This is a genomic window from Mesorhizobium sp. P2_D6, assembly GCF_056404315.1.
Genome location: NZ_JBFUEG010000002.1, coordinates 16,794 through 42,972, shown reverse-complemented (window position 1 = coordinate 42,972; position 26,179 = coordinate 16,794). Strand labels below are relative to the sequence as shown.

Sequence of the window (26,179 nt, the reverse complement as noted above, 5' to 3'; positions counted from 1 at the left end):
CATCTTCGCACAAGCTTCGCGGTCTAGTGTTCCCACGGATATCATGCTGGGAGCGCTTGAATCGTGCCGCAACAGATCCAGAGCATCATCTCGAATCTCAGGGCATTTGGCGTCAGGCGCCTCGCCATGCTGGCCGGCATCGCCGCGCTGGTCATGGCCGTCATCGGCATCGGCTCGGTCTATCTCAACCGCCCCGCCTATGAGACGCTCTATGTCGGGCTCGATCGTTCCGACGTGAACCAGATCGGCCTGGTGCTCGGCGAGGCCGGCATCGGCTTCGACGTCGGCTCCGACGGCACCTCCGTGCTGGTACCGGCCGGCACCACCGCGCAGGCGCGCATGCTGCTTGCCGAAAAGGGGCTGCCGACCAGCGCCAACGCCGGCTACGAACTGTTCGACAATGTTGGGTCGCTCGGCCTGACCTCCTTCATGCAGCAGATCACCCGCGTGCGCGCGCTCGAGGGCGAGATCGCACGCACCATCCAGTCGATCGCGGGCATCAAGGCGGCACGCGTCCACATCGTCATGTCCGAGCGCGCCAACTTCCGCCGCGACGAACAGCAGCCCTCGGCCTCGGTGGTCATCCGTTATTCCGGCATCGACGCCGAAAAGAGCGCCATGTCGATCCGCCATCTCGTTGCCGCCGCCGTGCCCGGCCTGTCGGCCGACAAGGTCACCGTGCTCGATTCCAACGGTAATCTGTTGGCCGCCGGCGACGACCCCTCCAACACCAGTGCTGCCCGCACGCTCGGCGTCGAGCAGACTGTTGAGGCGCAGATCGGCGACAACATTCGCCGCGCACTGACGCCCTATCTCGGCCCCGACAATTTCCGCGCCAGCGTCAAGGCCGACGTCAACACCGACACCCGCCAGACCGAAGAGACGATCTTCGATCCGGAGTCGCGCGTCGAGCGTTCGGTGCAGTCGGTGCGTGCCAACGAAAACAGCAACCAGCGGCAGGCCTCGACCCCGGCCAGCGTCGAGCAGAACCTGCCCGAGACCCAGGCGACCAGTACCGACGGCCCGCAGACGACATCGGCCAACGACCGCAAGGAGGAGATCACCAATTACGAGATCAACTCCAAGAAGATCGCCACCGTCTCCAACGGTTATTCCGTCACCAAAATGTCGATCGCCGTCGTCGTCAACCAGCAGCGGCTGATGACCATCCTCGGCAAGGACGCCACCCCCGAGCAGATCGCCAAGCGCGTCGCCGACATCCAGAAGATGGTGGCCTCGGCCACCGGCTTCGACGACAAGCGCGGCGATATCATCGATGTCTCGGCGGTCGAGTTCATCGACGGGCTGGACGGCGAGCCGATCGAGCAGCCCGGCATAATGGCATCGATCGGAACCCATGCCGGCACGATGATCAATGCCGGCGCTTTCATCGTCGTGGTGTTCCTGGTCGCCTTCTTCGGCCTGAGGCCGATGGCCACCGCGCTGACCGCGCGGCCGACGCCCGCACTTGCCGGTCCGAGCTTCGACGATGTCCAGCGTTCGCTGCCGACACCCGAAACGGCAAGTGCCGAACCCGCGCCGGCTGCCTTGCCGGGCAGCCGCCCCGGCCCGACCCCGCTCGACGATCTTCGCCAGAAGATCAGGCCGGCGCCGCAGGAGCGGCTCGCCCGCATGGTCGATCTCAACGAGGAGCGCACCGCGCAGATCTTGCGCAAATGGGCCGCCCAGGAAGCAACGGTGTAGACCATGGTCTCGGCAGCGCTTTTCGACCTTTTGCCGGATTTCGGCGCACGCACCCAGCGCGCCGGCCAGCCGCCGCTCGCGACCAAGGCCGAGCCAAAGCCGGAGACGCCGGCGCCGCAGGCCGACATCGGCGCGCTGATCGCCGAAGCGGTCGTCGATGCCGAAGCGGCGCTCGAGGCGCGCCTTGCCGTGGCACATCAGGCCGCGCTCGAAGCGGAGCGTCAGGCGAGCGCCGACGAAGCGAGGGTTTTCCTGGAAGGCTTCGGCGGTGACCTTGGCGCGGCCGTCACTGCCCGTATCGACGCCATGGAGGCAAAGGTCAGCGAACTTGTCGGCGCCACCGTCGCCCGCATCATTGGCGGCATCGTCAGCGACGATCTCCAGAAGCGCTCGCTGGAAGCCCTTGCGGGCACGATCCGCGAAGCCGTCGGCGACAGCGAAGCGGTGCGCATCGCCGTGCGCGGGCCGCTGTCGCTATTCGAGACGCTGAAGGCTTCGCTTGGCCCACGCGCGGCCAATCTCGATTTCATCGAGGCGCCCGGCTTCGACCTCACCGTCGCCATTGACGAGGCGGTGTTCGAAACCCGCATCGCCGAATGGTCTTCCGCCTTGTCCGAGGCCCTCTCATGAACGGGGACTTGTCATGAGCGTTGCCGACGCTGCAGAACCCAGGCACGAAATCATCATCGTGCGGCGCAACCACGACGACCACGACGACGCCCATCATGGCGGCGTCTGGAAGATCGCCTTTGCCGATTTCATGACCGCCATGATGTGCTTCTTCCTCGTCATGTGGCTGATCAATGCCGCCAACGAGCAGACCAAGGCCGCCGTCGCCAGCTATTTCAACCCGGTCAAGCTGGTCGACCGCAACGCCAGCCGCAAGGGCCTCGAAGACCTCGGCGATGGCCCGAGCAAGGTTGGGCTGACGGCTGACGACCCGAAGGACAAGACCAGCAAGGCCGGACAGGACGGCATCGGCGGCGCAGGCACCTCGGACAAGAAACAGCCGAAGGAATCGGCGCCAAAGACCGATCTTTCCGACGAGCATCTGTTTGCCGACCCCTATGCGGTGCTGTCGGAAATCGCCACCGATACCGGCGTCATGCAGAATGTCAGCGAGAAGGGCGATGGCGGCGCGCAGGCGTCCGGCCCGGCCACCGGCGCATCGGGCGGCCAATCCTACCGCGACCCGTTCGCACCGGATTTCTGGTCGCAGCAGGTGGCGGCACCCGGTGCCGAAGCCACCGCCGAACGCAGCAAGATCGAAGGCGATCCGCTCAAGCCCGGCGACAAGGCGGCACAGACGCAAGTGGCTGAAGTGAAGGCCGTGCCGCCGGCGCCACCAGTGACCGCGGCCCCGCTCGAGCCGCCGGCGAAGCCCGCATCCGACAAGCCGCTGAGCAAAGCTGAAGCCAAGGCAGAGGCCAAGGCTGAAGCCGCAAAGGCCGAAGCGAAAAAGGCGGAGGAGGCAAAGGCCGAAGCCGCCGCACAAACCGCACCCAAGCCCGAAGCCGCGGAAAAGGCGCCGAGTGCCGCCGCCGTCAAGGCCGCGGCACAGGTCAAGCAGGAACTGGCCGAGGCCTTCAAGCCAGGCGACAAATTGCACGACGGCGTCTCCGTCGAGGCCACCGACAAGGGCGTCGTCATCTCGATCACCGACCAGTTCGATTTCGGCATGTTCGAGATCGGCTCGGCAGTGCCGCGCCGTGAACTGGTGCTGGCGATGGAAAAGATCGGCCGCATCGTCAACGAGCAGAAAGGCACGATCAGCATCAACGGCCACACCGATGCGCGGCCGTTCCGCAGCGACACTTACGACAATTGGCGGCTGTCCACGGCGCGCGCCCATTCCGCCTATTACATGCTGGTGCGCGGCGGCGTCGACGAGCGCCGTATCACCGAGGTCGCCGGCTTCGCCGACCGCGAGCCGAAAATTGCAGCCGACCCGATGGCTGCCGCCAACCGCCGCATCGAGATCCTGATGGCGACCGACGGATGAGACGCGGCGCCATCATCGGCCGCGCCATCGGCCTGCTGCTGCTGAGCGCTGTCCATTCGCCCGCAGCTTTTGCCGAGGACGGCTTGCAGCCCTATCAGCTGGTGCGCTCGCTGCAGCTGGTCCAGGACCGCATCGCCGCCGGCGACCATGCCGCGCTGCCGATGCAGGCCAAGCTGCTCGAAATGACCGACACAAGGCTGCGCGCGGCGAACGCGGACGATTTCAGCGACCCGAAGAATTTTCGCGCCTTGCTGGTCTATGGCATGAGCGGCGGCAACCCCGTCACCGTCGAGGTGGCGATGTCGCGCGCCAAGACCGACCCGCAAAGCCTGGCCATCGCCAAGGGCATTATCGACTATCTGAACGGCCGCCCGGCGGCCGCGATCGAGGCGCTGAAGCCGATCGATCCAATGACGCTGCCCGCCGATCTCGGTGCTTTCCTGGCGCTGGTCAAAGGCTCACTGCTTGCCACCGAGCAACCGGCCGCAGCACTTGCCCTGCTCGACGACGCTCGTCTGCTCAGTCCCGGCACGCTGGTCGAGGAAGCAGCGCTGCGCCGCTCGGTCGGCATCGCCGCCGCGCAAGGCGATGGCGCGCGCTTCGCGCTCGCCTCGACCCAATATGTCGAGGACTACCTCTATTCGCCCTATGCCAGCCAGTTCGCCGACGCCTTCGTCTCCGGCGTCATCACGCTGCATATGGCGATCAGCCAGGACAAGCTCGCCGACATCACTGCAATGATGGATCCAGAACGCGAGAAGGTGATCTACCTGCGCATCGCCCGCCGCGCCGCGATCGACGGCCTCGCCGATCTCTCCGCCTTTGCCTCGGCCACGGCCGAACAGGGTCGCGACGGCATCCACAACCAGGACGACCCGCGCGCCCAGCTCTATTCCAGCCTGTCCACGGTAACGTCGGGCACCATCGACGAGGTCCGCGCCAAGCTCGACAAGATCGATCGCAGCCAGCTTTCGCAAAGCGACCGCGACCTGCTCGACGCCGCGCAGGCCGTGGCCGGCGAAGTGATCGCGCCGCCGGCGCCGCTGCCTGCCGACAAGCCCGCGCCTGCCGCGGTCAAACAGGAGCCGGTCAAGACCGCGGCTACGGAAAACACCGATGGATCCGATCTGCCGCCGGTCGAAGGCGCAATGCCGGAACAGCCGGCCGTTGCCGCATCCGGGGAACCAGCCGCAACCGACAGCCCGAAGGCGCCAGGCGAGCCAGCCACGCAGGCACAGAGCACGCCAGAAACAAATGCGCCGCAAGCACCTTCTGTCGCCATCGCCAGCGATGCGGCGCCTGTCGTGCCGGCATCGGCACCTGCAGCCGGGGCCGAGCCCGCCGATCCCACCGACGCCGCCATGGCCAAGACGCGTCGCCAGCTCGATTTGATCGACCAGATGCTTGGAGCAGCCCCGAAATGACCACCAATGTTGGCCAGGCCCTGCCGGGATTTGCACCCGTGCACGCTGGATCGAAGCAGACCGCGCCGAACGCCAAGGGCGACGACAAAAGCTTCGGTGAACTGGTGCGCGGCGACGACAATGCGCCGACGCAGAAAGGCCAGGGAGCAACCGAGGCCGCGCCGCACGAGCCACGTTGGACCCGGCGCAGCGCGGCCGGCCCCGTCAAGGGCGAGACTGCACACGCGGAGACGGGCAAGACGGCTCCCAAACCGGTTGTCGGGAAAGTCGCAAAGGACCATGTCGACGGCGATCCGGACAAAGCGTCCGCCGACGCCGAGGCGACCGGACAAGGCACAGACACCCTCACCCTTCAGGACCATCTGCCGTTGCTGATAGCGCTGCATGACATCAGCCGTTTCTCGGCGGCCAGAGCGAGCGGGAACGGGCCTGCTACGAATGAACAGACTGAGCAACCGGCGCTCGACGGCGAGACCGTTTCTGCGCAGACGCCGCCTCCGTCGTTGAAGAAATTCCGCGCGGCATCCGGCCCCGGCAACAGCCTCGACACACCGCCGCTTTCCGAACGGGCCAAGGCCGGAGTCGACGTTTCCGCACAGGATCAGGGGCAAAAGCTGGCCGCGATCGGACCACAGTCCGGCAAGCTGCCGCACCAGGATGGCGCGACGCCAACTCTGCCGGCGGACGGGCCGGCAAGCGGCGATTCGGCCGCCGATGCAAAGCGATCTGCGCCGTCGATGAAGGCCGTCGATGGAGCCCATTCCACTGCATCGTCCACACCCGAAAAACAGGCGCCGTCCGCCGGGCGCGTCGACATTGTCGCCGAGCAGAGTTTCCCGGCGCCGGCGCAAAGCCCGATGAACCAGACGACGTCGGCTCTGATCGACGCTCTCGATTCGGACAACGGCTTGCGGCAAGCAGTTTCGACGCCGTCGACGACCGCCCAGACGGCCGGTTCTGTTGCCGTTCCGACACATATATTGAAGATCGAGCTTCACCCGGCCGAACTCGGCATGGTCACTGCCAGTCTCAGGCTCGCCGGGGAACAACTTTCGATAGAATTGAAGCCCGAAACCCACGAGGCTTGCCGCCGCCTCACCACCGATAGCGACGCTATAGTGAAGTCGTTGCGCGGGCTCGGCTTCGATGTCGACAAGGTCACCATCCTGCAACCCTCGATAGCAGTCCACGCTCCGGCGCGCAGTGATGCAGCGAACTCCCAGGCGATGCCGCAAGGCCGCGATCAGTCTGCTTTTCAGCCCGGGAACTCGAGCGGCAACAATGCGGGTTCGGGCGGCCAGCAGTCGGGAAGAAATCGCAATGACGATGCACAGGAATTCGGTCGCCCTGCAGCGCCTGTTCGCGAGCGTGCTGGCGACGATATGTTTATCTAGCCTCGGCACTGGATCGGCCAACGCCGCCACTAACCCTTGCGAGCCCGAGATCCTGCGCGCCGCCGATCGCTATGGCGTGCCGGCCGGCATCCTCTATGCCGTCGGACTTACCGAGACCGGCAAGAAAGGCAGCCTTCAACCTAATGCCTTGAATATAGAGGGAAAAGCCGTCTTTCCGAAGAGCCGCGCCGAGGCCTTGGCGACATTCGAAGCGGCTCGGCGCGAGGGAAAGACGCTCATCGACCTCGGCTGCATGCAGATCAACCATCACTATCACGCATCGCATTTTCGCAGTGTCGACGACATGCTCGACCCGCGCCAGAATGTCGACTACGCGGCGAGCTTCCTGGCCAGCCTGCATGCCCGTCATGTCAGTTGGTCGATGGCCGTCGCCCGCTACCACGCCGGCCCTGACAATGATCCCGCGCAGAAATACTATGTCTGCCGCGTCATAGCCAACATGGTCGCCACCGGCTTCGGCAAATGGACGCCGAACGCCCGCGCCTTCTGCAACCCATAGATGCATCCGCCTTTCGCAGATGTGCGCAAGCCGCCACCTGCCGGTGCCCCGGCACGTCCCGGTATCGGCTGCCAACGATGCAACTTCGTGACTGCTGTTATTTCGAAACCCGAAATAACTCCCAAGAAAATAGCTACAAGAAATGATGGTTGTTCAGGATTCCCGCCACCGGTTACGCCTCTTCCCACGGGGCAGATGATCTGATTCGGAGGCGGGGCCGATGATTGTAATCGTTGACGAGCGTGAGCTCGTAACTGAGGGGTATAACTCCCTTTTCGATCGCGAGGGGGTCGCCTGTGCGGGCTTCGCACCTGGCGAATTCGGCGAGTGGGTGACATCGGCTGCCGACACCGATTTGAAGTCGGTCCGCGCCTTCCTCATCGGCGACTGCCGCGAAGGCGCCATCTCGCCACGCCAGATCCGCGACCGCACCGGCGCTCCGGTCATCGCGCTCAGCGAACAGCACTCGCTTGAAAATACGCTGCGGCTGTTCGAGAGCGGCGTCGACGACGTCATCCGCAAGCCGGTTCATATCAGAGAGATCCTGGCCCGCATCACCGCCATCCGCCGCCGCGCCCATGAGGACGTCAGCTACACCGAGATTGGCGCCATGCGCATCTTCATGGACGGCCGCGATCCCGAGATCGATGGCCAGCCGCTGCCACTGCCGCGCCGCGAACGCCGCATCCTCGAATATCTGGCGAGCAACCGCGGACGCCGTGTCACCAAGACCCAGGTCTTCAACGCCATCTACGGCATCTTCGACGAAGAGGTCGAGGAGAACGTGGTCGAGAGCCACATCAGCAAATTGCGCAAGAAACTGCGCGAGAAGCTCGGCCAGGACCCGATCGATTCCAAGCGCTTCCTCGGCTACCGGCTGGTGTTCTGATGGCGGTCTGCGCCAGCTTCGCGCAAGACAGAAATTATACCCTCGCGACCACAGACATGGGCATTGAGGAGACGTTTCGATGAGCCTTTACGGAATGATGCGGACCGGCGTTTCCGGGATGAACGCACAGGCCAATCGCCTGTCGACGACAGCCGACAACATCGCCAATTCCGACACCACCGGCTACAAGCGATCCTCGGCCGAGTTTTCGACGCTGATCATGCCGCAGGTCGGTGGCGCCTATAATTCTGGCGGCGTCAACACCACCATCCGCTCGGCCATCAGCGCCCAAGGCGTGCTTCAGTACACAACCTCGGTCTCCGACCTGGCGGTCAACGGCAACGGTTTCTTTGTCGTCCAGGACCCAAGCGGAACGCCTTTCCTCACCCGCGCCGGCGCTTTCGTTCCCGACGCCCAGGGCAGGCTGGTCAACGCCGCCGGCTACCAGTTGATGGCCTACAGCTACGCCAACGGCACACCTGCCGCCACCGCCAACGGCTTCGAAGGGCTGGTTCCTGTCGAGATTTCCGACCAGGAAATGACGGCGACGCCCAGCACCTCGGGCAACTTCAACGCCAATCTGCCCGCGGGCGCCACCCCGCCCGCCGGTCCGCTGCCGTCCACCAACAGCGCGACGGCAGAGTACACGTCGAAATCCTCGATCGTCACCTACGACAATCTCGGCAACAAAAAGCTGCTCGACGTCTATTTCACCAACACCGGCACCGGCACCTGGTCGGTTTCGGTGTTCGACCAATCCAAGGCTACGCCCGGCACGTCCTTCCCCTATACGGGCGGTGCGCTGGCCTCGGCCAACCTGACATTCGACACCACCACAGGCAAGCTCACCGGCGCCGTCGACTCAATTACGATACCCGTACCGGGCGGTGCGTCGCTCGATCTCGATCTGTCCAAGCTGACCCAGCTCGGCACCGGCTTCACCGTCTCCGAAGCGAAGGTCAACGGCAACGCTCCCAGCACGATCGAAAAGATCCAGATCGGCGAGGACGGCGTCATCTACGCCCAGTATCAGGACGGTTCGACCAAGCCGCTGTTCAAGATCCCGTTGGCCGACGTCCAGAGCGCCGACAACCTCACCGCACTGCCTGGCAACGTCTATGCGCAATCCACAGACTCCGGCACTGTGCGCATCGGCTTTGCCAATGAAGGCAAGCTCGGCAGCATCATCTCCGGCGCGTTGGAAAATTCCAACGTCGATATCGCCGAGGAACTGACCAACATGATCGCGGCGCAGCGCAGCTACACCGCAAACTCGAAAGTATTCCAGACCGGTTCCGACCTCATGGACGTCCTTGTCAACCTGAAGAGATAAACGACGGGCGCTAGTGGGATGAACCCAAACCGGAGCAGCGCGGTGCGCGGATTTCGAATTCAAGGCCACACCGGCAAACCGGCTGGTGTGGTTTGGAATTGGAGGTTTTCGAACGCTGACGCCGCCGACAGGGCAGAAACGTCATCCCCTCCCCACTGGCCTCGTGAAAGACCCGCATGTCGCTGACTTCCGCATTGACCATAGCCCAACAGTCGCTTCAGACCACGTCGAAGCAGACCAGCGTCCTTTCCCGTAATATTGCCGACGCTAGCAATCCCGACTACGCCCGCCGCACCGCGGTCGTCGTCAGCAGCGCGCCCGGCGCCCGCTCGGTGGAGATCCAGCGCGCCGCCAACGCCCTGCTGTTTCGCCAGAACCTCAGCGCGCAATCGGCCTGGAGCGGCCAGAGCACGCTTTATAGCGGCATTGACCGCCTCGCCGTTGCCGTCAACGGCGTCGACAACGCCTCCTCTGCCTCGACCGCGATCGGCAATCTGCAGAACGCGCTGCAGCTTTACGCCTCCACGCCATCCAACCAGAACCTCGGTTCCAGCGTCATCGACGCGGCCCAGCAGGTGGTGCGCGCGCTGAACGACGGCACCGACGCGATCCAGGATTTCCGCACCCAGGCCGATGGCGAGATATCGACGGCCGTCGACGATCTCAAATCGCTGCTCAGCCAATTCCAGGATGCCAACAAGGCGGTCATCTCCGCAACCCGTTCGGGCACGGACGCGTCCGACGCGCTCGACCAGCGCGACGCCCTTTTGAAGAAGATCGCTGACTATGTGCCGGTGTCGACCTTCACGCGCGGCGACAACGACATGGTCATCACCACCAAGGACGGCACGACGCTGTTCGAGACCATTCCGCGCTCCGTCAGTTTCACGCCGTCGGCGGGCTACACCGCCGGCACGCCCGGCAACACCATCTACATCGACAATGTGCCGGTCAGCGCCGGCACCGGCGGCAACGCCAGCGCCGACGGCAAGCTGGCCGGGCTGATCACCTTGCGCGACGGCGTCGCCGCGACCATGCAGAGCCAGCTCGACGAGGTCGCGCGCGGCCTCATCACCGCCTTTGCCGAGACAGCACCTTCGCAGCCCGACCGAACCGGCCTGTTCACCTGGTCTGGTGCACCCGCCATTCCAGCCGCCGGCACGCTGATCGACGGCCTTGCCGGCTCGATCAAGGTCAACGCCGCAATGGATCCGAGCGTCGGCGGCAATCCGGTTCTGTTGCGCGACGGTGGCGCCAATGGCGCCGCCTATATCGCCAACACCGACGGCAACGCCTCCTATTCGCAGCTTTTGATCGGCTATGGCGACAAGCTCGACAAGCCGATGCCTTTCGACCCTTCGGCCGGCATCACCGTCACCTCCAGCGTGTCCGACTACGCCGCCAATGCCATTGGCTGGTTCGAAGGCCAGCGCCAGCAGGCCTCGACCAACGCCGATGCCAAGGAAGCGCTGGCATCGCGCACCGCCGAGGCGCTGTCCAACGACACCGGCGTCAATGTCGACCAGGAGATGTCGCTGCTGCTCGACCTCGAACACACCTATCAGGCCTCGGCGCGCATGATGAAAACCGTCGACGACATGCTGTCGTCCCTGCTCGATGCCGTGGGATAAGCCATGAAAGCCACATCCGTCTCCTCAGCCGCTCTCTCTAACGCCGCGCGCTATCAGCAGATGCGCATGCAGGCCGAACTGGTCAAAGCCACCAAGGAATCGACGACCGGCACCGTCGCCGATGTCGGCCTGGCGCTCGGCGCGCGCACCTCGCAGGCGGTGACCTTCTCGCGCGATCTCGACCGGCTGAACGTCATCATCGATTCCAATTCGCTGGTCACCGCCCGGCTTTCCTCGACGCAGGATGCGCTTGGCCAGCTTTCCGACACGGCACAGAATTTGCTGACCGCGTTGACCGCCGCCGGCAATTCCTCGAGCACCATCACACAGCAAGCCGGCAAGGCCGCCGTGCAGCAGATGACCTCGATCCTCAACGCCAGCGTCAACGGCGAATATCTGTTTGCCGGCACCAACACCGACGTCAAGCCGGTCGACGACTTCACCGCCACCGGCTCACCGGCCAAGGCTGCGTTCGACGCTTCCTTCTTGTCCTATTTCGGCTTCACGCAGACCGACCCGCTCGCCGCCAACATCACCGCCGCCCAGATGGACAGCTTCATCACCAGCAATGTCGTGCCGCAGTTCATGGGCGCGGGTTGGCAGGCCAACTGGTCGAATGCCACGGACCAGCAGATCGTCAGCCGCATTTCGCTCGGCGAAACCACGCAGACCTCGGCCAGCGCCAATGACGACAGCATCCGCAAACTCGCCATGGCTTCCGCCATGGTCACAAGCCTGCTCTCCGGCAACATCAGCCAGGCCGCGAAGACCACCGTCGTCGGCCGCGCCCAGGCGATGGTCGGCGAGGCGCTGGGCGGGCTCGGCCAACTGCAGGCCGAGACCGGCCTTGCCGAAAAGCGCGTGTCCGACGCCAGCGATCGCATGAAGACGCAGGTCGATCTGTTCGAACGGCATATCCTCGATCTGGAAGGCGTCGATCCGGCCGAGGCCGCCACCCGCGTCGCGGATCTGACGCAGCATATCGAAACGTCCTTCGCGCTGACTGCACGCCTGCAGCAGATGAGCCTGCTGAACTACCTGACCTGACAATCTCAACCGCAACGGTAGAGCCAAACGATGTACCAATTCTCCTACGCCGACATCCAGACCGACTCCGTCACCGACGCCAAGGATCGCGAGCGGCAGCTTTTGACCCGCTCGATCGAAATGTTGTCGGCGGCGGCGGCAGTCGGCCACACTTCGATGGAAGCGGTCGAGGCGCTGCACTTCACCAACCGGGTCTGGACCACCTTCGTCGAGGATCTCGGCTCCAGCGACAATGTCCTGCCCAAGGAACTGCGCGCCAACCTCATCTCCATCGGCCTGTGGCTGCTACGCGAGGCCGAGGACATCCGCCAGGGCCGCACCGACAATTTCGAAGGCCTGATCGAAGTGTCCCAGATCATCCGGGACGGCATTCAATGACCAACACGCTGAAGATATCGCTGAAGCCGAACGAGAAGATCTACATCAACGGCGCCGTCATCCGCGTCGACCGCAAGGTCACGGTCGAGCTGATGAACGATGTCCAGTTCCTGCTCGAGAACCATGTCATCCAGGCCGAAGACGCCTCGACACCGCTGAAGCAGCTCTACTTCATCCTGCAGGTCATGCTGATGAACCCGGCCGGCGCCATCGAGGCACGCGCAATGTTTCGCCGCTCGCTGCCTCTGCTTTTGGCAAGCTTTGAGGACGAGCAGATCAACGGCGCGCTGAAGCAGATCGACCGCATGGTCGGCGAAGACCATATCTATGAAGCGCTGAAGGCGATCCGTGCGCTTTATCCGCTCGAACGCCGCGCGCTTGGCGGCAATGACGATGTTCAGGGCGCGCAACGCCCGCTGGCCGTGGGAGCACAATACTGATGAATGTGGACATGACGACGACAGTACCGACGGGCGCCAACCAGGGCACCCAGCAGACGTCGAAGACAGCGGTCGACTACCAGTCGTTCCTGAAGCTGCTGATCGCCGAGATGAAGAACCAGGATCCGACGAAGCCGATGGATTCGACGCAGTATGTCGCCCAGTTGGCCACCTTCTCGCAGGTCGAGCAATCGGTGCAGACCAACACCAAGCTCGATCAGATCATGCAGTCTTCGGCGCTGTCGCAGGCGGACGCCCTGATCGGCCGCTCGATCACCTCCGCCGACGGCAAGACGACGGGCGTCGTCGCCTCCGTCAAGCTTGCCAGCAACGGCCTGATCGCAGTGCTGCAGAACGGCACCGAAGTGCCGGTCGGCGCGGGCGTTTCGATAAAGCCGGCCAGCTAGACCGGTTCCGTAGAGGCGCGCTCACATGAACGAGGCCGACGCACTCGACATCGTCCAGTACGCGGTGTGGACGGTGCTCACCGCTTCCGCGCCGGTGGTGCTGGTCGCCATGGCGGTCGGCATCGGCATCGCGCTGATCCAGGCCCTGACCCAGATTCAGGAAATCACCCTGACCTTTGTGCCCAAGATCGTCGCCATCATGCTGGTCGTGGCCCTGACCGGCCCGTTCATCGGCAGCCAGATTTCGGCCTTCACCAACGTCATCTTCGAGCGCATCGAAAACGGATTCTAGGCACGCTTGCGGCCTGCCTCGTTCCCGCTAAATTGCGAGTCATGACCCAGGCAACATCGACCGGCAGGCCATGTGCGGAATAGCCGGCGTCTGGCGCAAGCGAAACCCGATCGACGCCAACGACCTGTCGGATGTCATCCGCATGATGCAGGCGCTGGTGCATCGCGGCCCCGATGATCACGACAGCTGGAGCAACAACCGGCTGGCCCTCGGCCATCGCCGGCTGACCATCATCGACCCCTCGCCCGCCGCCCGCGAACCGATGCTGACCGCATCCGGCCAGGGCGTCCTCGTCTACAATGGCGAGGTCTACAACTACCGCTCGCTGCGCGAAACACTGCAGGCGCAAGGCCTGGTCTTTCGAACCATCAGCGATGCCGAAGTGGTCCTCGAAGCCCTGCATCACTGGGGTCCCGAAAAGGCCGTGCCGCTGTTCGACGGCATGTTTTCCTTCGCCTATTTCGACGCCCGCAACAGTGCGCTGTGGCTTGCTCGTGACCGTCTCGGCATCAAGCCGATGTCGGTGGCCGACATGCCGGATCGATTCCTGTTTGCCTCCGAGGACAAGGCGATCCTCACTTGCGATGGTTTTCCGCGCGACATCGACAGCCGCGAGATGACCTTGCGGCTGGCCTGGCAGAGCCGCGATTCCAGCTACAGCCTGTTCGACCGCATCGAGCGCTTGCCGCCTGCCGGCCTGTGGAAGATCACCGACGGCGGTATCGAAAAGCGCCGCTTCTGGCATGTGCTGGACGTGCTGGAGACCGCGCGCATCACTGGCGACGTGTCCTCTGACGCTGAGCACATGGCGACGCTCGAGGCGCTGCTCAAGGACAGCGTCGAGCTTCACTGCATCGCCGATACCGGCGTCGCCACGGCCTGCAGCAGCGGCGTCGATTCCGGCCTGATAACGGCGCTGGCAAGGCGGTTCAGGCCAGAGGTCCATGGTTATGTCGTCGACCCGCAGCTCGGCCGTAGCGAGGCCGAAGACGCCGAGCGCACCGGCCGCCATGTCGGTGTGCCCTTGCGCCGGGTGCCAGTCGACAGGGACCGTTTTTTCGACCTTTGGCCAAGGGTAATCTGGCATCTGGAAAGCGATGGCTGGCACGCCAGCCATGTCGGGCTGCTGGCGCTTGCCGAACAATGCCGGGTGGACGGCGTCAAGGTGTTGCTGACCGGTGAAGGCGCTGACGAATTGTTTGGCGGTTACCCACTACAGGCCTTGAGCCTGAAGATGTGGCGCCCCTGGTCGTGGCCCCGGCGTCTGTTGCATTCGAAGCGCTCGCTCGACCGAAGATTCGAGCATCAGCGCCGTGCGCCCTACAAGGTCTCGGCTGGAAGCCACTCACAAATGGAGCGCAACATGGTCCTGCGCGCCCTGTCGCCGGAGCTGAACTTCCTCCAGACCGAGATTTTCGACCGCTTGCAGCCGGTAGCGCCGCCCGCCGATCGTGCCTTCCTCGGACATTGCCTCTATGACCTCTATTCACATCTGCAGGACATCCTGCACCGGCACGACCGGCTGAGCATGGCGGCGTCCGTGGAGCTGCGGGTCCCGTTCCTGGAGAACCGGCTGATCGATTTCGCGATACATTTGCCGAGGCGGCATAAATACCGCGACAAAACAGGAAAATGGCTTTTGCGGAAGGTCGCGCAAAAGCATATTCCGCGCCAGAACGTCCAGGCGCGCAAGATCGGCTTCGAGATATCGTCCGAATTTTCGGCCGGCACCGAGACTTTGCTGCGCGGCGGTTTCCTGCGCGATGCCATGAAGTGGCCCACAGCCAGCGTGGGGGACATGATCCAGTTCGCGCGGCGCGAAGAACCTTCCAGGCTGCGGCTTGTCGGCATGGAGCTTTTCCTGCGCCTTCACGCCGGCGGCGAGACGACGGGTACGCTGACCGAAGCTCTGCATGCCGCCGCCCGCGACAGAAGCTGACTTCCCCCGGCGCGGTGGACCAACGAGAACATCGCCCTGGGCAGCGAACCCTTGCCGGCTGACGTATTTTCGCCTTGCTACCCTGTTGTTGGACCATGATCTTTTTCGAAGGGGCGTTCGCCCTTTTGGATGTCGTGCTCTATTTCAAACGGATGCCATGATTGTCGTCCCGGCGGACGAAACCAGCGCATGAAGGTGGGACAGGTCTGATGATCGATGACGAGCCGGACAGCGAACGCGTCTCGGCGCTGGCGCCGTTCCGGCATGGTATTTTTCGCGCCGTCTGGTCGGCCAGCCTGGTGTCGAATTTCGGTGGCCTGATCCAGGGCGTCGGCGCCGCCTGGATGATGACCACCATCGCCACCTCGCCCTATCAGGTGGCGCTGGTCCAGGCCTCGACCACTCTGCCGATCATGCTGTTTGCGCTCGTCGCCGGCGCCATTGCCGACAGCTTCAACCGGCGCAAGGTGATGCTGATCGCCCAGGTCTTCATGCTGGTCGTCTCTGCACTTCTAACGCTGTTCACCTGGAACGGCTGGATGACGCCGTGGACGCTGCTTGCCTTCACCTTCCTGATCGACAGCGGCACGGCGCTCAACAATCCGTCCTGGCAGGCATCGGTCGGCGACATGGTGCCGCGCAACAAGCTGCCGGCGGCTGTTGCGCTGAATTCCCTCGGCTTCAACCTGACCCGCAGCGTCGGTCCGGCGATCGGCGGCATCATCGTTGCCGCCGCCGGTGCGGCCGCTGCCTTTGCCGCCAATGCGCTGAGCTATATCGGCCTCATCGTCGTGCTCTTCCGCTGGAAACCGGAGCTGCCGGTCTCGACGCTGCCGCGCGAGACGCTGGGTGCGGCCATGGGCGCCGGCCTGCGCTATGTCGCCATGTCGCCCAACATCGGCAAGGTGCTGGTCAGGGGCTCCGCCTTCGGCTTCAGCGCCGGCGCGGTTCTGGCGCTGCTGCCGCTGGTGGCGCGCGACGTCGTCAAGGGCGATGCCTTGACCTACGGCATCATGCTCGGCGCCTTCGGCATCGGCGCCGTCGGCGGTGCGCTGATCAGCGTGCGTCTGCGGCAATTGCTGTCCAGCGAGACGATGGTGCGCATGGCCTTCGCCGGCTTCGCCGTCTGCGCCCTCAACGCCGCAATCAGCCACAATGCCTGGCAGACATCAGCGGGCCTCCTCATTGGCGGCGCCTGTTGGGTGATCGCCCTGTCGCACTTCAACGTCACCGTGCAGATGTCGACGCCGCGCTGGGTCGTCGGCCGGGTGCTGTCGGTCTACCAGACGGCGACCTTCGGCGGCATCGCGCTGGGCAGCTGGATCTGGGGTGTCGTTGCCGATGCGCATGGCGCCGAAACCGCGCTCATTGCAGCAAGCATCGCAATGCTCGTCGGGGGCGCCATCGGCCTGCTCCTGCCCTTGCCGCAGCAGACCGCGCTCAACCTCGACCCGCTCAACCGCTTCAAGGAGCCGCATCTCGGCCTCGACCTAAAGCCACGCAGCGGCCCGATCGCCATCATGATCGAGTATGTCATTCGCGACGAGGACGTGCCCGAATTCCTCGCCACCATGGCCGAGCGCGGCCGCATCCGCCGCCGCGACGGCGCCCGCAACTGGACGCTGGCGCGCGACCTCGAAAATCCCGCAGTCTGGATCGAGCACTACCACACGCCGACCTGGCTGGAATATATCCGCCACAACCGGCGCGCCACCCATGCCGACGCCGTCGTCACCGAACGGGTGCGGGCGCTGCACAGCGGCGACGAACCGCCGCGCGTGCGCCGCCTGATCGAGCGCCCGACGACCGCCGGCACCGCGCTGGTCTCGCCAAAGGGCCCGATCGACCACTGATTTCGTCTGGACCGAGCGACGCCCTTCAGCCGGTGCTCTGGATCATGTAGTGCTTGCGCGTGGTCTCGCGTATCCGCCACTCGCCCTTCAGCCTTGCGGCAGGACAAGCAGGTCGCCCGGACCGAGTTCGCGCGCATCGCCGTCGATGCGGCTCAGTTCCACGCGCCCCGAGATGATGTGGCAGATCTCCGACGAGTCCGAACGATCCGCGGTGAAGCGGCCGGGCGTGCATTCCCAGATGCCGATATCGACGGTTCCGTCCGGCGACTGGAAGAACGCGCGCACGGCCTCGAGCTGATCGCCTTCGATGGAGGTCGCCTTGGGCGAGAACGCGCCGATCTCGGCCTTGGCGAGATCGTGGAAGGTCGAAAGGTCGATCAAGTCGGGCTCCATAGTCGGTGGCCTGTGAGGCTGTCGGCGATTGGCGGCCAGCTTCGAAACGAAACCGACCAAAAAATTAAGCTTTGAACGGCAGTATCGACTGTTAGCCAGCGAGATCCTGCGGCCAAGATCCGTAGCGGCTCCGCTGGGCGGGAAGGATAGTGATATGTTGTCCTTGCTAAAGAAGGGCCGGTTTATGCTTGTGCGCAGCCTGCTGATGCTGGCTGTCCTGGCGATCGGCGTGTTGCCCGTTTGGGCGCTAGAACCGGCCAGCTTTCCGGAGCCACCAGAGACTGTGGCTTTCAACGTTCAGAAGGACGGCAAGTCGATCCCGATCACGCTGCGGCAGTTGGAAAAGCTTGGCCTCTACAAGGTCGTCACCACAAGTCCTTTCGAGAACGGGCAACTGATCTTTCAAGGCGTTCTGTTCCGAGACGTGCTCAAATCCGTGGGGTTGGAAGATAGGGATTCCGTTACCCTGCGGGCAGTGGACGAATACGTGCAGGTAATTCCGCACGAAGATTGGACGGAAGGGCCTCTGCTTCTAGCAACCCGCCAGGACGGAGAGTTGCTCACCCGACGGACGCAGGGACCGACCCGCCTGATCTACCCTCTCAAGGACCACCCCGCCTTCGACACGCCGATCCGTAAGCCGCGATGGATCTGGCTGATCAAGACAATCGAGTCCGGCAACTGATCGGCTGTAGGCCTCAATGGTAGGTACTCGACTGAGAGGCTGGCAAATTCCGCTTACCTACGGCAGCGCCATAGGGCTGGCGGCGATCGGTTCCGCGATCCTCATCGTCATGCTGTTTATCAGTATCAGCAAGATCGAGTCATCGCTGCCTAGGTTCGGGTTCTTCGCCATCCGCGAATTCCATATCGCGATACGCGACGTGACCCACCTGAGGGATATGATCTCACTCGCCGAAGGCGCTCCCAATTCCCAGGAGAGCCTCGATCAACTGTCGGCGGCAAACGACCTGGTTTACATACGCTTCGATCGGATCGACGGCAGAGAGACGATCAGCGCAATTCCAGCTTATGCAGGCATCGTGCCGCGCGTCGACGATGCGGTGAAGCGACTTGATGTCGTGATTGCGGCGGGGCTACCGCTCGATCAAAAAAGCCTGACGGAACTGGGTTTGGAGCTTGAGCAGATCGTCGGCCGGATGAACGACGAGTACTACAAATACGGCGAGGAAGTTAACGCCGATCTCTATTCGTCGGAAGTCAGCTTGAAGAGGTTCAACTATCAGATAGCCTTTGCCTTGACGATCCTGTCGCTGCTGGCGATGGGAACCGCGGTTCTGTTCATCGGGCGCCGGGAAACGATAAAGCAGCTGGAATTTCTTGCCTGGCGCGACGCGACGACGGGGTTGAAGAATCGTGCCTGGATGGCAGCCAACAGGGACGCCATGCTGGACCGGGCGAGGGAGACCGGCAAACAGCTTCAGTTGCTGCTGATCGATCTCGACCACTTCAAGAGCGTGAACGACACCTTCGGTCATCACGTCGGAGATCTGCTGCTGAAAGCGGTTGCCGAAATCCTTGAGTCGGTCGAGCAGCCCGACGACGTAGCCGCCGTGCGATTGGGCGGAGACGAATTTGCGATCATGGCTATTGCCGAGCGGAACGTTGGTGACGATTTGGGAGAATGTTTGCGCGAGCAGTTGAACAGGTTTGCCGAGTTGGAGGGCCACCAGGTGCGCATTGGCGCCAGCATCGGCATGGCGTGTTTCCCCCAACATGGTTCCGACATCTCCATGTTGCTGCACAACGCAGACAGTGCTCTCTACAAGGCGAAGGCCGAAGGACGGTCCGGTTTCGTGACGTTTTCGCCCTCGATCCTAAGTCAGATCGACATGCAGCTTGGTGAAGAAGCAGCCATCAAACGGGCGCTTAATTGCGACGAGTTCTTCCTGGTTTGGCAACCCCAGTTCGAACTGGCGACCGGCCGCATGACTGGCGCCGAGGCACTGGTCCGCTGGCGCGATGCTGTCTCGGGGGCGGTTCGTCCGCCGGCATCGTTCATTCCAATCGCGGAGCGGAGTGATTTGATATTGGAACTCGACAAGGTGGTTCTGGGCAAGGCTTGCATGCAAGCCGCCAAATGGATGCCTATTTCCGCCGAGGAGTTCATCTGTTCAGTCAACGTCTCTGGAAAAAGCCTCCAGGCCTATGCCTATCTGACGCACCTCACCGAAATGCTGCAGCAGACCGGATTGCCGCCATCGCGCCTGCAATTGGAGATCACGGAAGGTATATTTATCCAGGACAGCCGCAATGCCCTGGAGAGTATCGGCAAAATTCGAGAAATCGGAGTCAGCCTGGCACTCGACGATTTTGGGTCGGGCAATGCGAGCTTCGGATATCTTGCCGATTTCAACTTGAACCAACTGAAAATCGATCGCTCGTTCCTGGGCGATCTGGCTTCCTCCACCAGGAAACAGAATGTGGTTCGAGGGATCATCGCGCTGGGCAATTCGCTAGGTCTGACCGTTGTCGCGGAAGGGGTGGAGAACGAAGCTCAACTCGACTTTCTGATCCACGAACACTGCCACGGCGCTCAAGGGTTCTTTATGTCGGAGCCCGTTGAGGAGAGACTGATGACAAACTATCTCATCGCAAGGCAAGGCCGCGCCAAACATATCGAAAAATTCAGGCTGAGTCCCTTCGCGCCGGCCCCAACTCTGCTGCGGAAAGCCAATGTTGTCGCCAAGCAAAGCCGGAAGACCGCCAATTAGAGCGTTTCACCGTTTGACGGAAACGGAGAACCGCTCAATCTTCTTGTTTTGACGCAATTGCGGACGGAAAACCGCTCACACTTTTCCTGGAATTGCTCTAACCCTCAGCCCTCACCCGACAGATCGCGCCGCGCCTTGTCGAGTTCCTCGGCGTAGCGCCGCATCAGATGGCCCTCGGTCAAAAGTCCGACAACGGCCCGGTTGTCGAAGTCCTCGACCACCGCCAGTTCCTCGGCACCGGCGCGCTGAAAGGTTTCGGCGGCGGACTGGACGTTCATGGTCGGCACCAGCACCGCATCCGTGAATTTGGCCAGCGCCAACACCGGCGTCTCGCCGTCGGACGGGTCGCTATGCAGTTCGGCGACGATCAGCACGCCGACATAATGCTGGTCCTCATCGACGGCGATGACGCGCTGCGCCGAGCCCAGCGGCACATCCTTGCGGAACGCGGCAAGCGTCTTTGCGGCATCGACGGTGCGAACATCCTGGCGCATCATTTTCCCAACCGTCAGATTGCGCATCCAGCCGACATCATGAGCGCTGCGGATGGTCTCGCCGCGCAGGTGAAAACGCCAAGTAGAGAAGGAGTAGCCGAAGGTTTCGCGCACCAGGATCGCCGCCATCAGCGAGGCCGCCAGCACGACGCCGGTCAACGTCAGGTCGCGGGTCGATTCCAGCGCCAGGAAGGTCATGGTCAGTGGCCCGCCGACGACGCCCACGGCAAGCGACGTCATGCCGACAACGGCGGCGACGGAAGGGTCGATGCCGGTCGCCGGCGAAATGATGGCCATCACGCCCGCAAAGGCCTTGCCGAGCAGCGCGCCGAGGAACAGCGAGGCAAAGAACAGACCGCCGCGAAAGCCGGAGCCGAGCGAGATCGCCGACGCCGCTAGCTTGAGCACAAAGACGCTGGCGACGACGGCGAGGCCGTAATTCATCGCGAATTCGCGATGCAGCGCACCATGGCCTGAGGACAGAACCTGCGGCGTGATCAGCCCGAGCAGCCCGACGGCGGCGCCGCCGATGACCGGGCGAAGCGAACCGTCGATTGCCAGACGCGCGAAGCCACGCTCGACCAGGCTGACCAGATGCATGATGGCGATGGAGGCCGCACCGCCCAGCAACCCGAGCAGCAGGAACGGCAGATACTGGCTGGCGGTCAGCTCCGGCAGGCCGGAGAGTTCCATCGGAAACGGCACCACACCGAACATCTCGGCGGTCAGCGACGCGCAGATCGCGGCAGTCATCACCGGCGCGACATTGGCGACCGAGTAGATGCCGATGATCAGCTCGAAGCCGTAAAAGGCGCCGGTCAGTGGTGCATCGAAGGCAGCGGCGATGGCGCCGGCCGCGCCACAGCCGACCAGGATGCGCACATCGTTGCGGCGCAGCCGCAGCGCACGCGCCAGCCGCGACGCCAGGCCGGAGCCGACCTGCGTGTAGCCGGCCTCCAGGCCGACCGAAGCGCCGAAGCCGCTGGAGATCATCGTCTGCCCGGCGATGATGAAGGTGTCGGTAAGCGACATGCGTCCGCCGTACAGCGCATTGGCCTCGATCGGGTCGACCGGGGTACGGAATTTCCGCTTCCGCAGCCAGATCACCGTGAGGCCGAGCAGGATGCCGCCGATCGCCGGAATCAGCGCTTGGAACGGGCTTTGCAGCGAAAACATCCCCGACAGCCGGCCGCCGGGTTGGACGCCGAACAAAAGGAAATGCAGGCCCTGCACGGCCTCGCTCATGCCGGTGACCAGCACCGCCGAGATCACCCCGACGGCACCGGCTAGGGCAACGATGACAATGCCGCGCGCCTCGAGCAGCGGGACCGATCGGATCAGCACCGCGCGCAGGCGACGGGCATAGACCTGGGGTTCATTAGGCAACGGAACGGCTCGCGGGTGCGAGGGATGAAAGCTGCCGTGCCTGTTACGCCCGGCGGCATTGCGTGGCAATCGCAATGCCGACTGCTTGTGGCGCCATTTTGGCGTTGCGGCGAGCCGCGAAAGACGGCAGATCCTTCGCTCAGGCGGGCAAGCGGAAACCCGCACGCCGGCTCTGATCGTGACCATCCTGCTGATCAGCCAGGCTCGCCGCCCTGCCTCAGTCCCTTGCGGGCTATATGAGCGATCGCTTACGCAATCGACGCAACTATGGTATTTTTGCCCGTCTCTATTTCCCTCGAGGAGGAGAACATGAGTGCGCGGAGATTTTTTTTCATTAGCTGTTGGCATGATTTTTTTGAGCTCGTCTGCCGTAAGCAATTCAAGCGTGGATATGCCGGTTAGGTCTGTGTCACACTCGACGTCTCTTTTGTCGGGAGGCAATCCGGAAAACCAAAGCCGACCGGCAAAGGAATTTATCCAGACTGCACAACAAGACGTTTGCTGTCCTGGCGGCTATCCTTGGTATCGCAATTCGACAAACTCCTGCTACGGCAGCTATGAAGATTGCCACGATACCGATGGCGGCGGTTGGTCCTGCAGACAGGTCAATGCCTGCTAAACCTTAGCTCCAGACCTTCTTAGCCATAGCCTGGTCCTTAAGTCGGCTTGGGCTCGCCGGCCTCATAAAGCATGAGGTTGCGCTCGCCGATGCCGAGCGCTGCCCAGCTGGCCCGCCAGTCGGCGATGTGCGGCGAGCGGAAATGCGCGTCGAGCGCTTCCCTGTCGCTCCACACCTCCGTGACATGGATGAGCCCGGCGTCGAGCACGTCCTGCGCGTAGGAATATTCGATGCAGCCGGGTTCAGTGCGGCTGCCCAGGATCATGCGCTGCATGGCCGGCCTTGCTTCGTCGAGCCTCTCCGCCGGCAGTCGGATGGTACCGATGATCACCAGCATGATCGTTCTCCTCAAGGCCTCTGTCTTCGCGGCAAGTAACCAGTCCTCCCACCCTCGCGCAAGCTTGGCCGGTTAGGCTCGAAGGGCTGCCCTCATGTTCGGGCAGTCCATGGCTCGGGGACGATATGGCGATCAGCGAAAGCTTAGCGACGGGAACAGTGGCCAAGAACGGCCGCGATGTCTTCTTCGCCATCGGCATCGTCATCATCCTGGCCGTGCTGTTCCTGCCGATCCCGGCCTTCCTCATCGACATCGGACTCGCTTTCTCGATCGCGCTGTCGGTGCTGATCCTGATGGTGGCGCTGTGGATTCAGCGGCCGCTCGATTTCTCGTCCTTCCCCACTGTGCTGCTCATCGCCACGATGCTGCGGCTATCCCTCAACATCGCCACCACGCGCATGATCCTGTCGCACGGCAATGAGGGTACGCATGCCGCCGGCTATGTCATCGCCGGCTTTTCCAAACTGGTGATGGCCAGCGATTTCGTCATCGGCCTGATCGTCTTCATGATCCTTATCGTGGTCAACTTCATCGTCATCACCAAGGGCGCCACGCGTATCGCCGAAGTCGGCGCCCGCTTCACCCTCGATGCCATCCCCGGCAAGCAGATGTCGATCGACGCCGATCTGTCCGCCGGCATGATCGACGACAAGACCGCGCAACTCCGCCGCCGCGAACTGGAGGAAGAATCCTCCTTCTTCGGTTCGATGGACGGCGCCTCGAAATTCGTGCGCGGCGACGCCATCGCCGGCCTGATCATCACCGCCATCAACATCGTCGGCGGCATCGCCATCGGCTATATCAGGCACGGTATGGGCATGGGCGAAGCCGCCGACGTGTTCATCAAGCTGTCGGTCGGCGACGGCCTCGTCACCCAGATTCCGGCGCTGATCGTCTCGCTCGCCGCCGGCCTGCTGGTCTCCAAGGGCGGCACGCGCGGCTCGACCAACCAGGCGGTGTTCGGCCAGCTCGGCGCCCATCCGCGCGCGCTTTACGTCGCGGCCTCGCTGCTCGTCCTGCTCGGCCTGATGCCCGGCCTGCCGTTCTTCCCGTTCTTCACGCTCGCCGCCGGCATGGCCGGCCTCGGCTACGTCATCCCGATGCGCGCCAACCGAGAGGCTGCCGCCGTCGAGGCGCTCAAGGACCAGGAGAAGGCCAACAAGGTCGAGGAGGAGAAGAACTCGGTCAAGGCTTCGCTCACCACCGCCGAGATCGAACTTTTGATCGGCAAGCAGCTGTCGACGCGGCTGCTGGTGTCGCACCAGGAACTGGTCTTCCGCATGGCCAAGATGCGCAAGAAGTTCGCCACGCAATACGGCTTCGTCGTGCCGGAAGTGCGCGTCGCCGACGATTTCGGCATCCCGCCGAAGAGCTACCAGATCAAGGTCCATGGCACCGTCGTTGCCGAATACCAGATGCGTGTCGGCGAGATCATGGTGCTGCTCGGCACCCGCGACCTGCCCGACGTTCCCGGCGAGGAAATCCGCGAGCCGGCCTTCGGCATGCGCGCCTTCTCGGTGCTCGAAACCTTTGCCGAGGATCTGAAGCGCGAGAACTTCACTTTTGCCGACAACATGTCGGTGCTGCTCACCCATCTGTCCGAGGTGATCCGTAACAACCTGCCGCAGCTTCTGTCCTACAAGGACATGAAGGCGCTGCTCGAACGCCAGGATCCGGAATACCGCAAGCTCGCCGACGAGATCTGCACCTCGCACATCTCCTACCCCGGCCTGCAGGCGGTGCTGAAGCTGCTGCTCGCCGAGCGTGTCTCGATCCGCAACCTGCACCTGATCATCGAGGCCATCGCCGAGATCGCGCCGCATGTGCGCCGCACCGAGCAGATCGTCGAGCATGTCCGCATCCGCATGGCGCAGCAGATCTGCGGCGATCTCTCCGAAGGCGGCATGCTCAAGGTGCTGCGCCTCGGCAACCGCTGGGACCTCGCCTTCCACCAAAGCCTCAAGCGCGACGCCAAGGGCGAGGTGCGCGAATTCGACATCGACCCGCGCCAGCTCGAGGAATTCGGCCAGGACGCGACCAAGGCGATCCGCAAACATCTCGAGGCCGGCGAGCGTTTCGTTCTCGTCACCGCGCCCGATGCCCGGCCCTATGTGCGCATGATCATCGAGCGCCTGTTCACCACCCTGCCGGTGCTCTCCCATGTCGAAATCGCCAAGGGCGTCGAGATCAAGGTGCTCGGGACGATCTCGTGAACATACTGTCGCAAGGCGTCGTCATCGCCGCCTTCCTCGCCTTCTGCCGCATCGGCGCCTGCTTCATGCTGATGCCGGGCCTCTCCAGCGCCCGCGTGCCGGTCCAGGTCCGGCTGTTCGTGTCGATCGCCGCCACCGGTGGCCTGCTCGCCTTCCTGTGGGACAAGATTTTTCCCTTCGTCGATGCGCGTCCGCAGGTGCTGGCGCCGATGATCATTTCCGAACTGCTCGTCGGCGGGCTGATCGGCGCCATGACCAGGCTCTATATGGAGGCGCTGCGCTTCATGGGCTCGGCCATCGCCATGCTGATCGGCTATGGCGGCACCGGCGGCCCCGCCATCGAGGAGCCGGAACCGCAGGCGGCCCTTGCCGCCATCATCTCGTTTTCGGCGCTGCTGCTGCTCTTCGTCTTCGATTTCGATCACGAGATCATCCGCGCGCTGGTTGCCTCCTACACGGTGGCGCCGGTCAACGTCTTCTTCAACCCGCAGGCCGCCTTGGTCGATCTCACCGACACGGTGTCGGACGCCTTCTTCCTGGTCCTCCGGCTCGGCAGCCCGTTCATCGCCTATGCCATCCTGGTCAACCTGACGATCGGCTTCGTCAACAAGCTTACGCCGCAGATCCCGGTCTATTTCATCTCACTGCCCTTCGTCATCGCCGGCGGCATGATCATCTTCTACTTCGCCATCGGCACCATGCTGTCGCTTTTCGTCGACGGCTTCGTCGACCTGACGCTGGCGAGGTGA

The 26,179-nt window shown here is 63.4% G+C and carries 23 protein-coding genes; 20 read left to right on the top strand and 3 right to left on the bottom strand.

What is annotated here, in order from left to right:
* Nucleotides 1–63: 63 nt before the first annotated feature.
* From fliF to AC1D1L_RS03250, 16 genes are all read left to right on the top strand, one after another.
* Complete coding sequence (gene fliF / locus AC1D1L_RS03325; RefSeq protein ID WP_477338814.1) at nt 64–1,704, top strand: flagellar basal-body MS-ring/collar protein FliF; 1,641 nt, start codon at nt 64–66, stop codon at nt 1,702–1,704.
* A 3-nt stretch (nt 1,705–1,707) separates the two neighbouring features.
* On the top strand, nt 1,708–2,334 hold the full coding sequence (locus tag AC1D1L_RS03320; protein ID WP_477338812.1) for a hypothetical protein: 627 nt from the start codon (nt 1,708–1,710) through the stop codon (nt 2,332–2,334).
* Between the two features lie 13 nt (nt 2,335–2,347).
* Nucleotides 2,348–3,706, top strand: a complete 1,359-nt coding sequence (locus AC1D1L_RS03315) for a MotB family protein (RefSeq protein WP_477338810.1) — start codon at nt 2,348–2,350, stop codon at nt 3,704–3,706.
* Nucleotides 3,703–5,130, top strand: coding sequence for a chemotaxis protein MotC (locus AC1D1L_RS03310; protein ID WP_477338808.1), 1,428 nt, complete (start codon nt 3,703–3,705; stop codon nt 5,128–5,130). Before AC1D1L_RS03315 ends, AC1D1L_RS03310 begins: the two co-directional genes overlap by 4 nt.
* Nucleotides 5,127–6,524, top strand: coding sequence for a flagellar hook-length control protein FliK (fliK, locus tag AC1D1L_RS03305; protein WP_477338806.1), 1,398 nt, complete (start codon nt 5,127–5,129; stop codon nt 6,522–6,524). Before AC1D1L_RS03310 ends, fliK begins: the two co-directional genes overlap by 4 nt.
* Nucleotides 6,457–7,044, top strand: a complete 588-nt coding sequence (locus AC1D1L_RS03300) for a transglycosylase SLT domain-containing protein (RefSeq protein WP_477339728.1) — start codon at nt 6,457–6,459, stop codon at nt 7,042–7,044. The genes fliK and AC1D1L_RS03300 overlap by 68 nt, the downstream gene beginning before the upstream one ends.
* Nucleotides 7,045–7,264: 220 nt before the next feature.
* Nucleotides 7,265–7,933 carry a response regulator transcription factor gene (locus AC1D1L_RS03295; RefSeq protein WP_112559323.1) on the top strand — a complete coding sequence of 223 codons (669 nt, stop codon included), beginning with the start codon at nt 7,265–7,267 and terminating at the stop codon, nt 7,931–7,933.
* Nucleotides 7,934–8,012: 79 nt separating this feature from the next.
* Nucleotides 8,013–9,266, top strand: coding sequence for a flagellar hook protein FlgE (locus AC1D1L_RS03290; protein ID WP_352586310.1), 1,254 nt, complete (start codon nt 8,013–8,015; stop codon nt 9,264–9,266).
* Nucleotides 9,267–9,442: 176 nt separating this feature from the next.
* A complete protein-coding gene (gene flgK / locus AC1D1L_RS03285) occupies nt 9,443–10,897 on the top strand; it encodes a flagellar hook-associated protein FlgK (protein ID WP_477338804.1) in 1,455 nt (484 codons plus the stop codon).
* A gap of 3 nt (nt 10,898–10,900) precedes the next feature.
* The gene (locus AC1D1L_RS03280) at nt 10,901–11,944 is read left to right on the top strand and encodes a flagellar hook-associated family protein (protein ID WP_477338802.1); all 1,044 of its coding nucleotides are present in this window, start codon (nt 10,901–10,903) and stop codon (nt 11,942–11,944) included.
* 30 nt (nt 11,945–11,974) lie between these two features.
* On the top strand, nt 11,975–12,322 hold the full coding sequence (gene flaF, locus AC1D1L_RS03275; RefSeq protein WP_192254454.1) for a flagellar biosynthesis regulator FlaF: 348 nt from the start codon (nt 11,975–11,977) through the stop codon (nt 12,320–12,322).
* A complete protein-coding gene (flbT, locus tag AC1D1L_RS03270; protein WP_477338800.1) occupies nt 12,319–12,762 on the top strand; it encodes a flagellar biosynthesis repressor FlbT in 444 nt (147 codons plus the stop codon). The genes flaF and flbT overlap by 4 nt, the downstream gene beginning before the upstream one ends.
* Complete coding sequence (gene flgD / locus AC1D1L_RS03265; RefSeq protein ID WP_477338798.1) at nt 12,762–13,169, top strand: flagellar hook assembly protein FlgD; 408 nt, start codon at nt 12,762–12,764, stop codon at nt 13,167–13,169. The genes flbT and flgD overlap by 1 nt, the downstream gene beginning before the upstream one ends.
* Nucleotides 13,170–13,194: 25 nt before the next feature.
* Complete coding sequence (gene fliQ / locus AC1D1L_RS03260; protein ID WP_127853917.1) at nt 13,195–13,461, top strand: flagellar biosynthesis protein FliQ; 267 nt, start codon at nt 13,195–13,197, stop codon at nt 13,459–13,461.
* A 70-nt stretch (nt 13,462–13,531) separates the two neighbouring features.
* The gene (gene asnB / locus AC1D1L_RS03255) at nt 13,532–15,400 is read left to right on the top strand and encodes an asparagine synthase (glutamine-hydrolyzing) (RefSeq protein ID WP_477338796.1); all 1,869 of its coding nucleotides are present in this window, start codon (nt 13,532–13,534) and stop codon (nt 15,398–15,400) included.
* Between the two features lie 209 nt (nt 15,401–15,609).
* A complete protein-coding gene (locus AC1D1L_RS03250; RefSeq protein ID WP_477338794.1) occupies nt 15,610–17,253 on the top strand; it encodes an MFS transporter in 1,644 nt (547 codons plus the stop codon).
* 87 nt (nt 17,254–17,340) lie between these two features.
* Here the strand turns inward: AC1D1L_RS03250 and AC1D1L_RS03245 are convergent, their stop codons facing one another.
* The gene (locus AC1D1L_RS03245; RefSeq protein ID WP_477338792.1) at nt 17,341–17,634 is read right to left on the bottom strand and encodes a cupin domain-containing protein; all 294 of its coding nucleotides are present in this window, start codon (nt 17,632–17,634) and stop codon (nt 17,341–17,343) included.
* A 40-nt stretch (nt 17,635–17,674) separates the two neighbouring features.
* Between AC1D1L_RS03245 and AC1D1L_RS03240 the strand changes: the two genes are divergently transcribed.
* Both AC1D1L_RS03240 and AC1D1L_RS03235 read left to right on the top strand, forming a co-directional pair.
* Nucleotides 17,675–18,331 (top strand): molybdopterin-dependent oxidoreductase, encoded by a 657-nt coding sequence (locus tag AC1D1L_RS03240; protein WP_112559314.1) that lies wholly within the window; start codon nt 17,675–17,677, stop codon nt 18,329–18,331.
* A gap of 16 nt (nt 18,332–18,347) precedes the next feature.
* On the top strand, nt 18,348–20,381 hold the full coding sequence (locus AC1D1L_RS03235; protein ID WP_477338790.1) for a putative bifunctional diguanylate cyclase/phosphodiesterase: 2,034 nt from the start codon (nt 18,348–18,350) through the stop codon (nt 20,379–20,381).
* A gap of 104 nt (nt 20,382–20,485) precedes the next feature.
* On the opposite strand, the gene AC1D1L_RS03230 is transcribed toward AC1D1L_RS03235, so the two are convergent.
* Both AC1D1L_RS03230 and AC1D1L_RS03225 read right to left on the bottom strand, forming a co-directional pair.
* Nucleotides 20,486–22,261, bottom strand: a complete 1,776-nt coding sequence (locus tag AC1D1L_RS03230; RefSeq protein WP_477338788.1) for a chloride channel protein — start codon at nt 22,259–22,261, stop codon at nt 20,486–20,488.
* 656 nt (nt 22,262–22,917) lie between these two features.
* Nucleotides 22,918–23,217, bottom strand: coding sequence for a putative quinol monooxygenase (locus AC1D1L_RS03225; protein ID WP_477338786.1), 300 nt, complete (start codon nt 23,215–23,217; stop codon nt 22,918–22,920).
* A 125-nt stretch (nt 23,218–23,342) separates the two neighbouring features.
* On the opposite strand from AC1D1L_RS03225, the gene flhA reads away from it, so the two are divergent.
* Nucleotides 23,343–25,430 (top strand): flagellar biosynthesis protein FlhA, encoded by a 2,088-nt coding sequence (gene flhA, locus AC1D1L_RS03220; protein WP_477338784.1) that lies wholly within the window; start codon nt 23,343–23,345, stop codon nt 25,428–25,430.
* Entirely contained in the window at nt 25,427–26,179 is a 753-nt protein-coding gene (gene fliR, locus AC1D1L_RS03215; RefSeq protein WP_192254473.1) for a flagellar biosynthetic protein FliR, read from the top strand. The genes flhA and fliR overlap by 4 nt, the downstream gene beginning before the upstream one ends.

Coding starts and splice junctions, on each gene's coding strand:
- fliQ (WP_127853917.1), top strand. CDS start 13,195: ATGAACGAGGCCGACGCACTCGACATCGTCCAGTACGCGGTGTGGACG.
- AC1D1L_RS03295 (WP_112559323.1), top strand. CDS start 7,265: ATGATTGTAATCGTTGACGAGCGTGAGCTCGTAACTGAGGGGTATAAC.
- flhA (WP_477338784.1), top strand. CDS start 23,343: ATGGCGATCAGCGAAAGCTTAGCGACGGGAACAGTGGCCAAGAACGGC.
- AC1D1L_RS03300 (WP_477339728.1), top strand. CDS start 6,457: ATGCACAGGAATTCGGTCGCCCTGCAGCGCCTGTTCGCGAGCGTGCTG.
- asnB (WP_477338796.1), top strand. CDS start 13,532: ATGTGCGGAATAGCCGGCGTCTGGCGCAAGCGAAACCCGATCGACGCC.
- flbT (WP_477338800.1), top strand. CDS start 12,319: ATGACCAACACGCTGAAGATATCGCTGAAGCCGAACGAGAAGATCTAC.
- AC1D1L_RS03310 (WP_477338808.1), top strand. CDS start 3,703: ATGAGACGCGGCGCCATCATCGGCCGCGCCATCGGCCTGCTGCTGCTG.
- flgK (WP_477338804.1), top strand. CDS start 9,443: ATGTCGCTGACTTCCGCATTGACCATAGCCCAACAGTCGCTTCAGACC.
- AC1D1L_RS03225 (WP_477338786.1), bottom strand. CDS start 23,217: ATGCTGGTGATCATCGGTACCATCCGACTGCCGGCGGAGAGGCTCGAC.
- AC1D1L_RS03280 (WP_477338802.1), top strand. CDS start 10,901: ATGAAAGCCACATCCGTCTCCTCAGCCGCTCTCTCTAACGCCGCGCGC.
- AC1D1L_RS03320 (WP_477338812.1), top strand. CDS start 1,708: ATGGTCTCGGCAGCGCTTTTCGACCTTTTGCCGGATTTCGGCGCACGC.
- flaF (WP_192254454.1), top strand. CDS start 11,975: ATGTACCAATTCTCCTACGCCGACATCCAGACCGACTCCGTCACCGAC.
- AC1D1L_RS03315 (WP_477338810.1), top strand. CDS start 2,348: ATGAGCGTTGCCGACGCTGCAGAACCCAGGCACGAAATCATCATCGTG.
- AC1D1L_RS03290 (WP_352586310.1), top strand. CDS start 8,013: ATGAGCCTTTACGGAATGATGCGGACCGGCGTTTCCGGGATGAACGCA.
- fliK (WP_477338806.1), top strand. CDS start 5,127: ATGACCACCAATGTTGGCCAGGCCCTGCCGGGATTTGCACCCGTGCAC.
- AC1D1L_RS03250 (WP_477338794.1), top strand. CDS start 15,610: ATGATCGATGACGAGCCGGACAGCGAACGCGTCTCGGCGCTGGCGCCG.
- AC1D1L_RS03235 (WP_477338790.1), top strand. CDS start 18,348: ATGGTAGGTACTCGACTGAGAGGCTGGCAAATTCCGCTTACCTACGGC.
- flgD (WP_477338798.1), top strand. CDS start 12,762: ATGAATGTGGACATGACGACGACAGTACCGACGGGCGCCAACCAGGGC.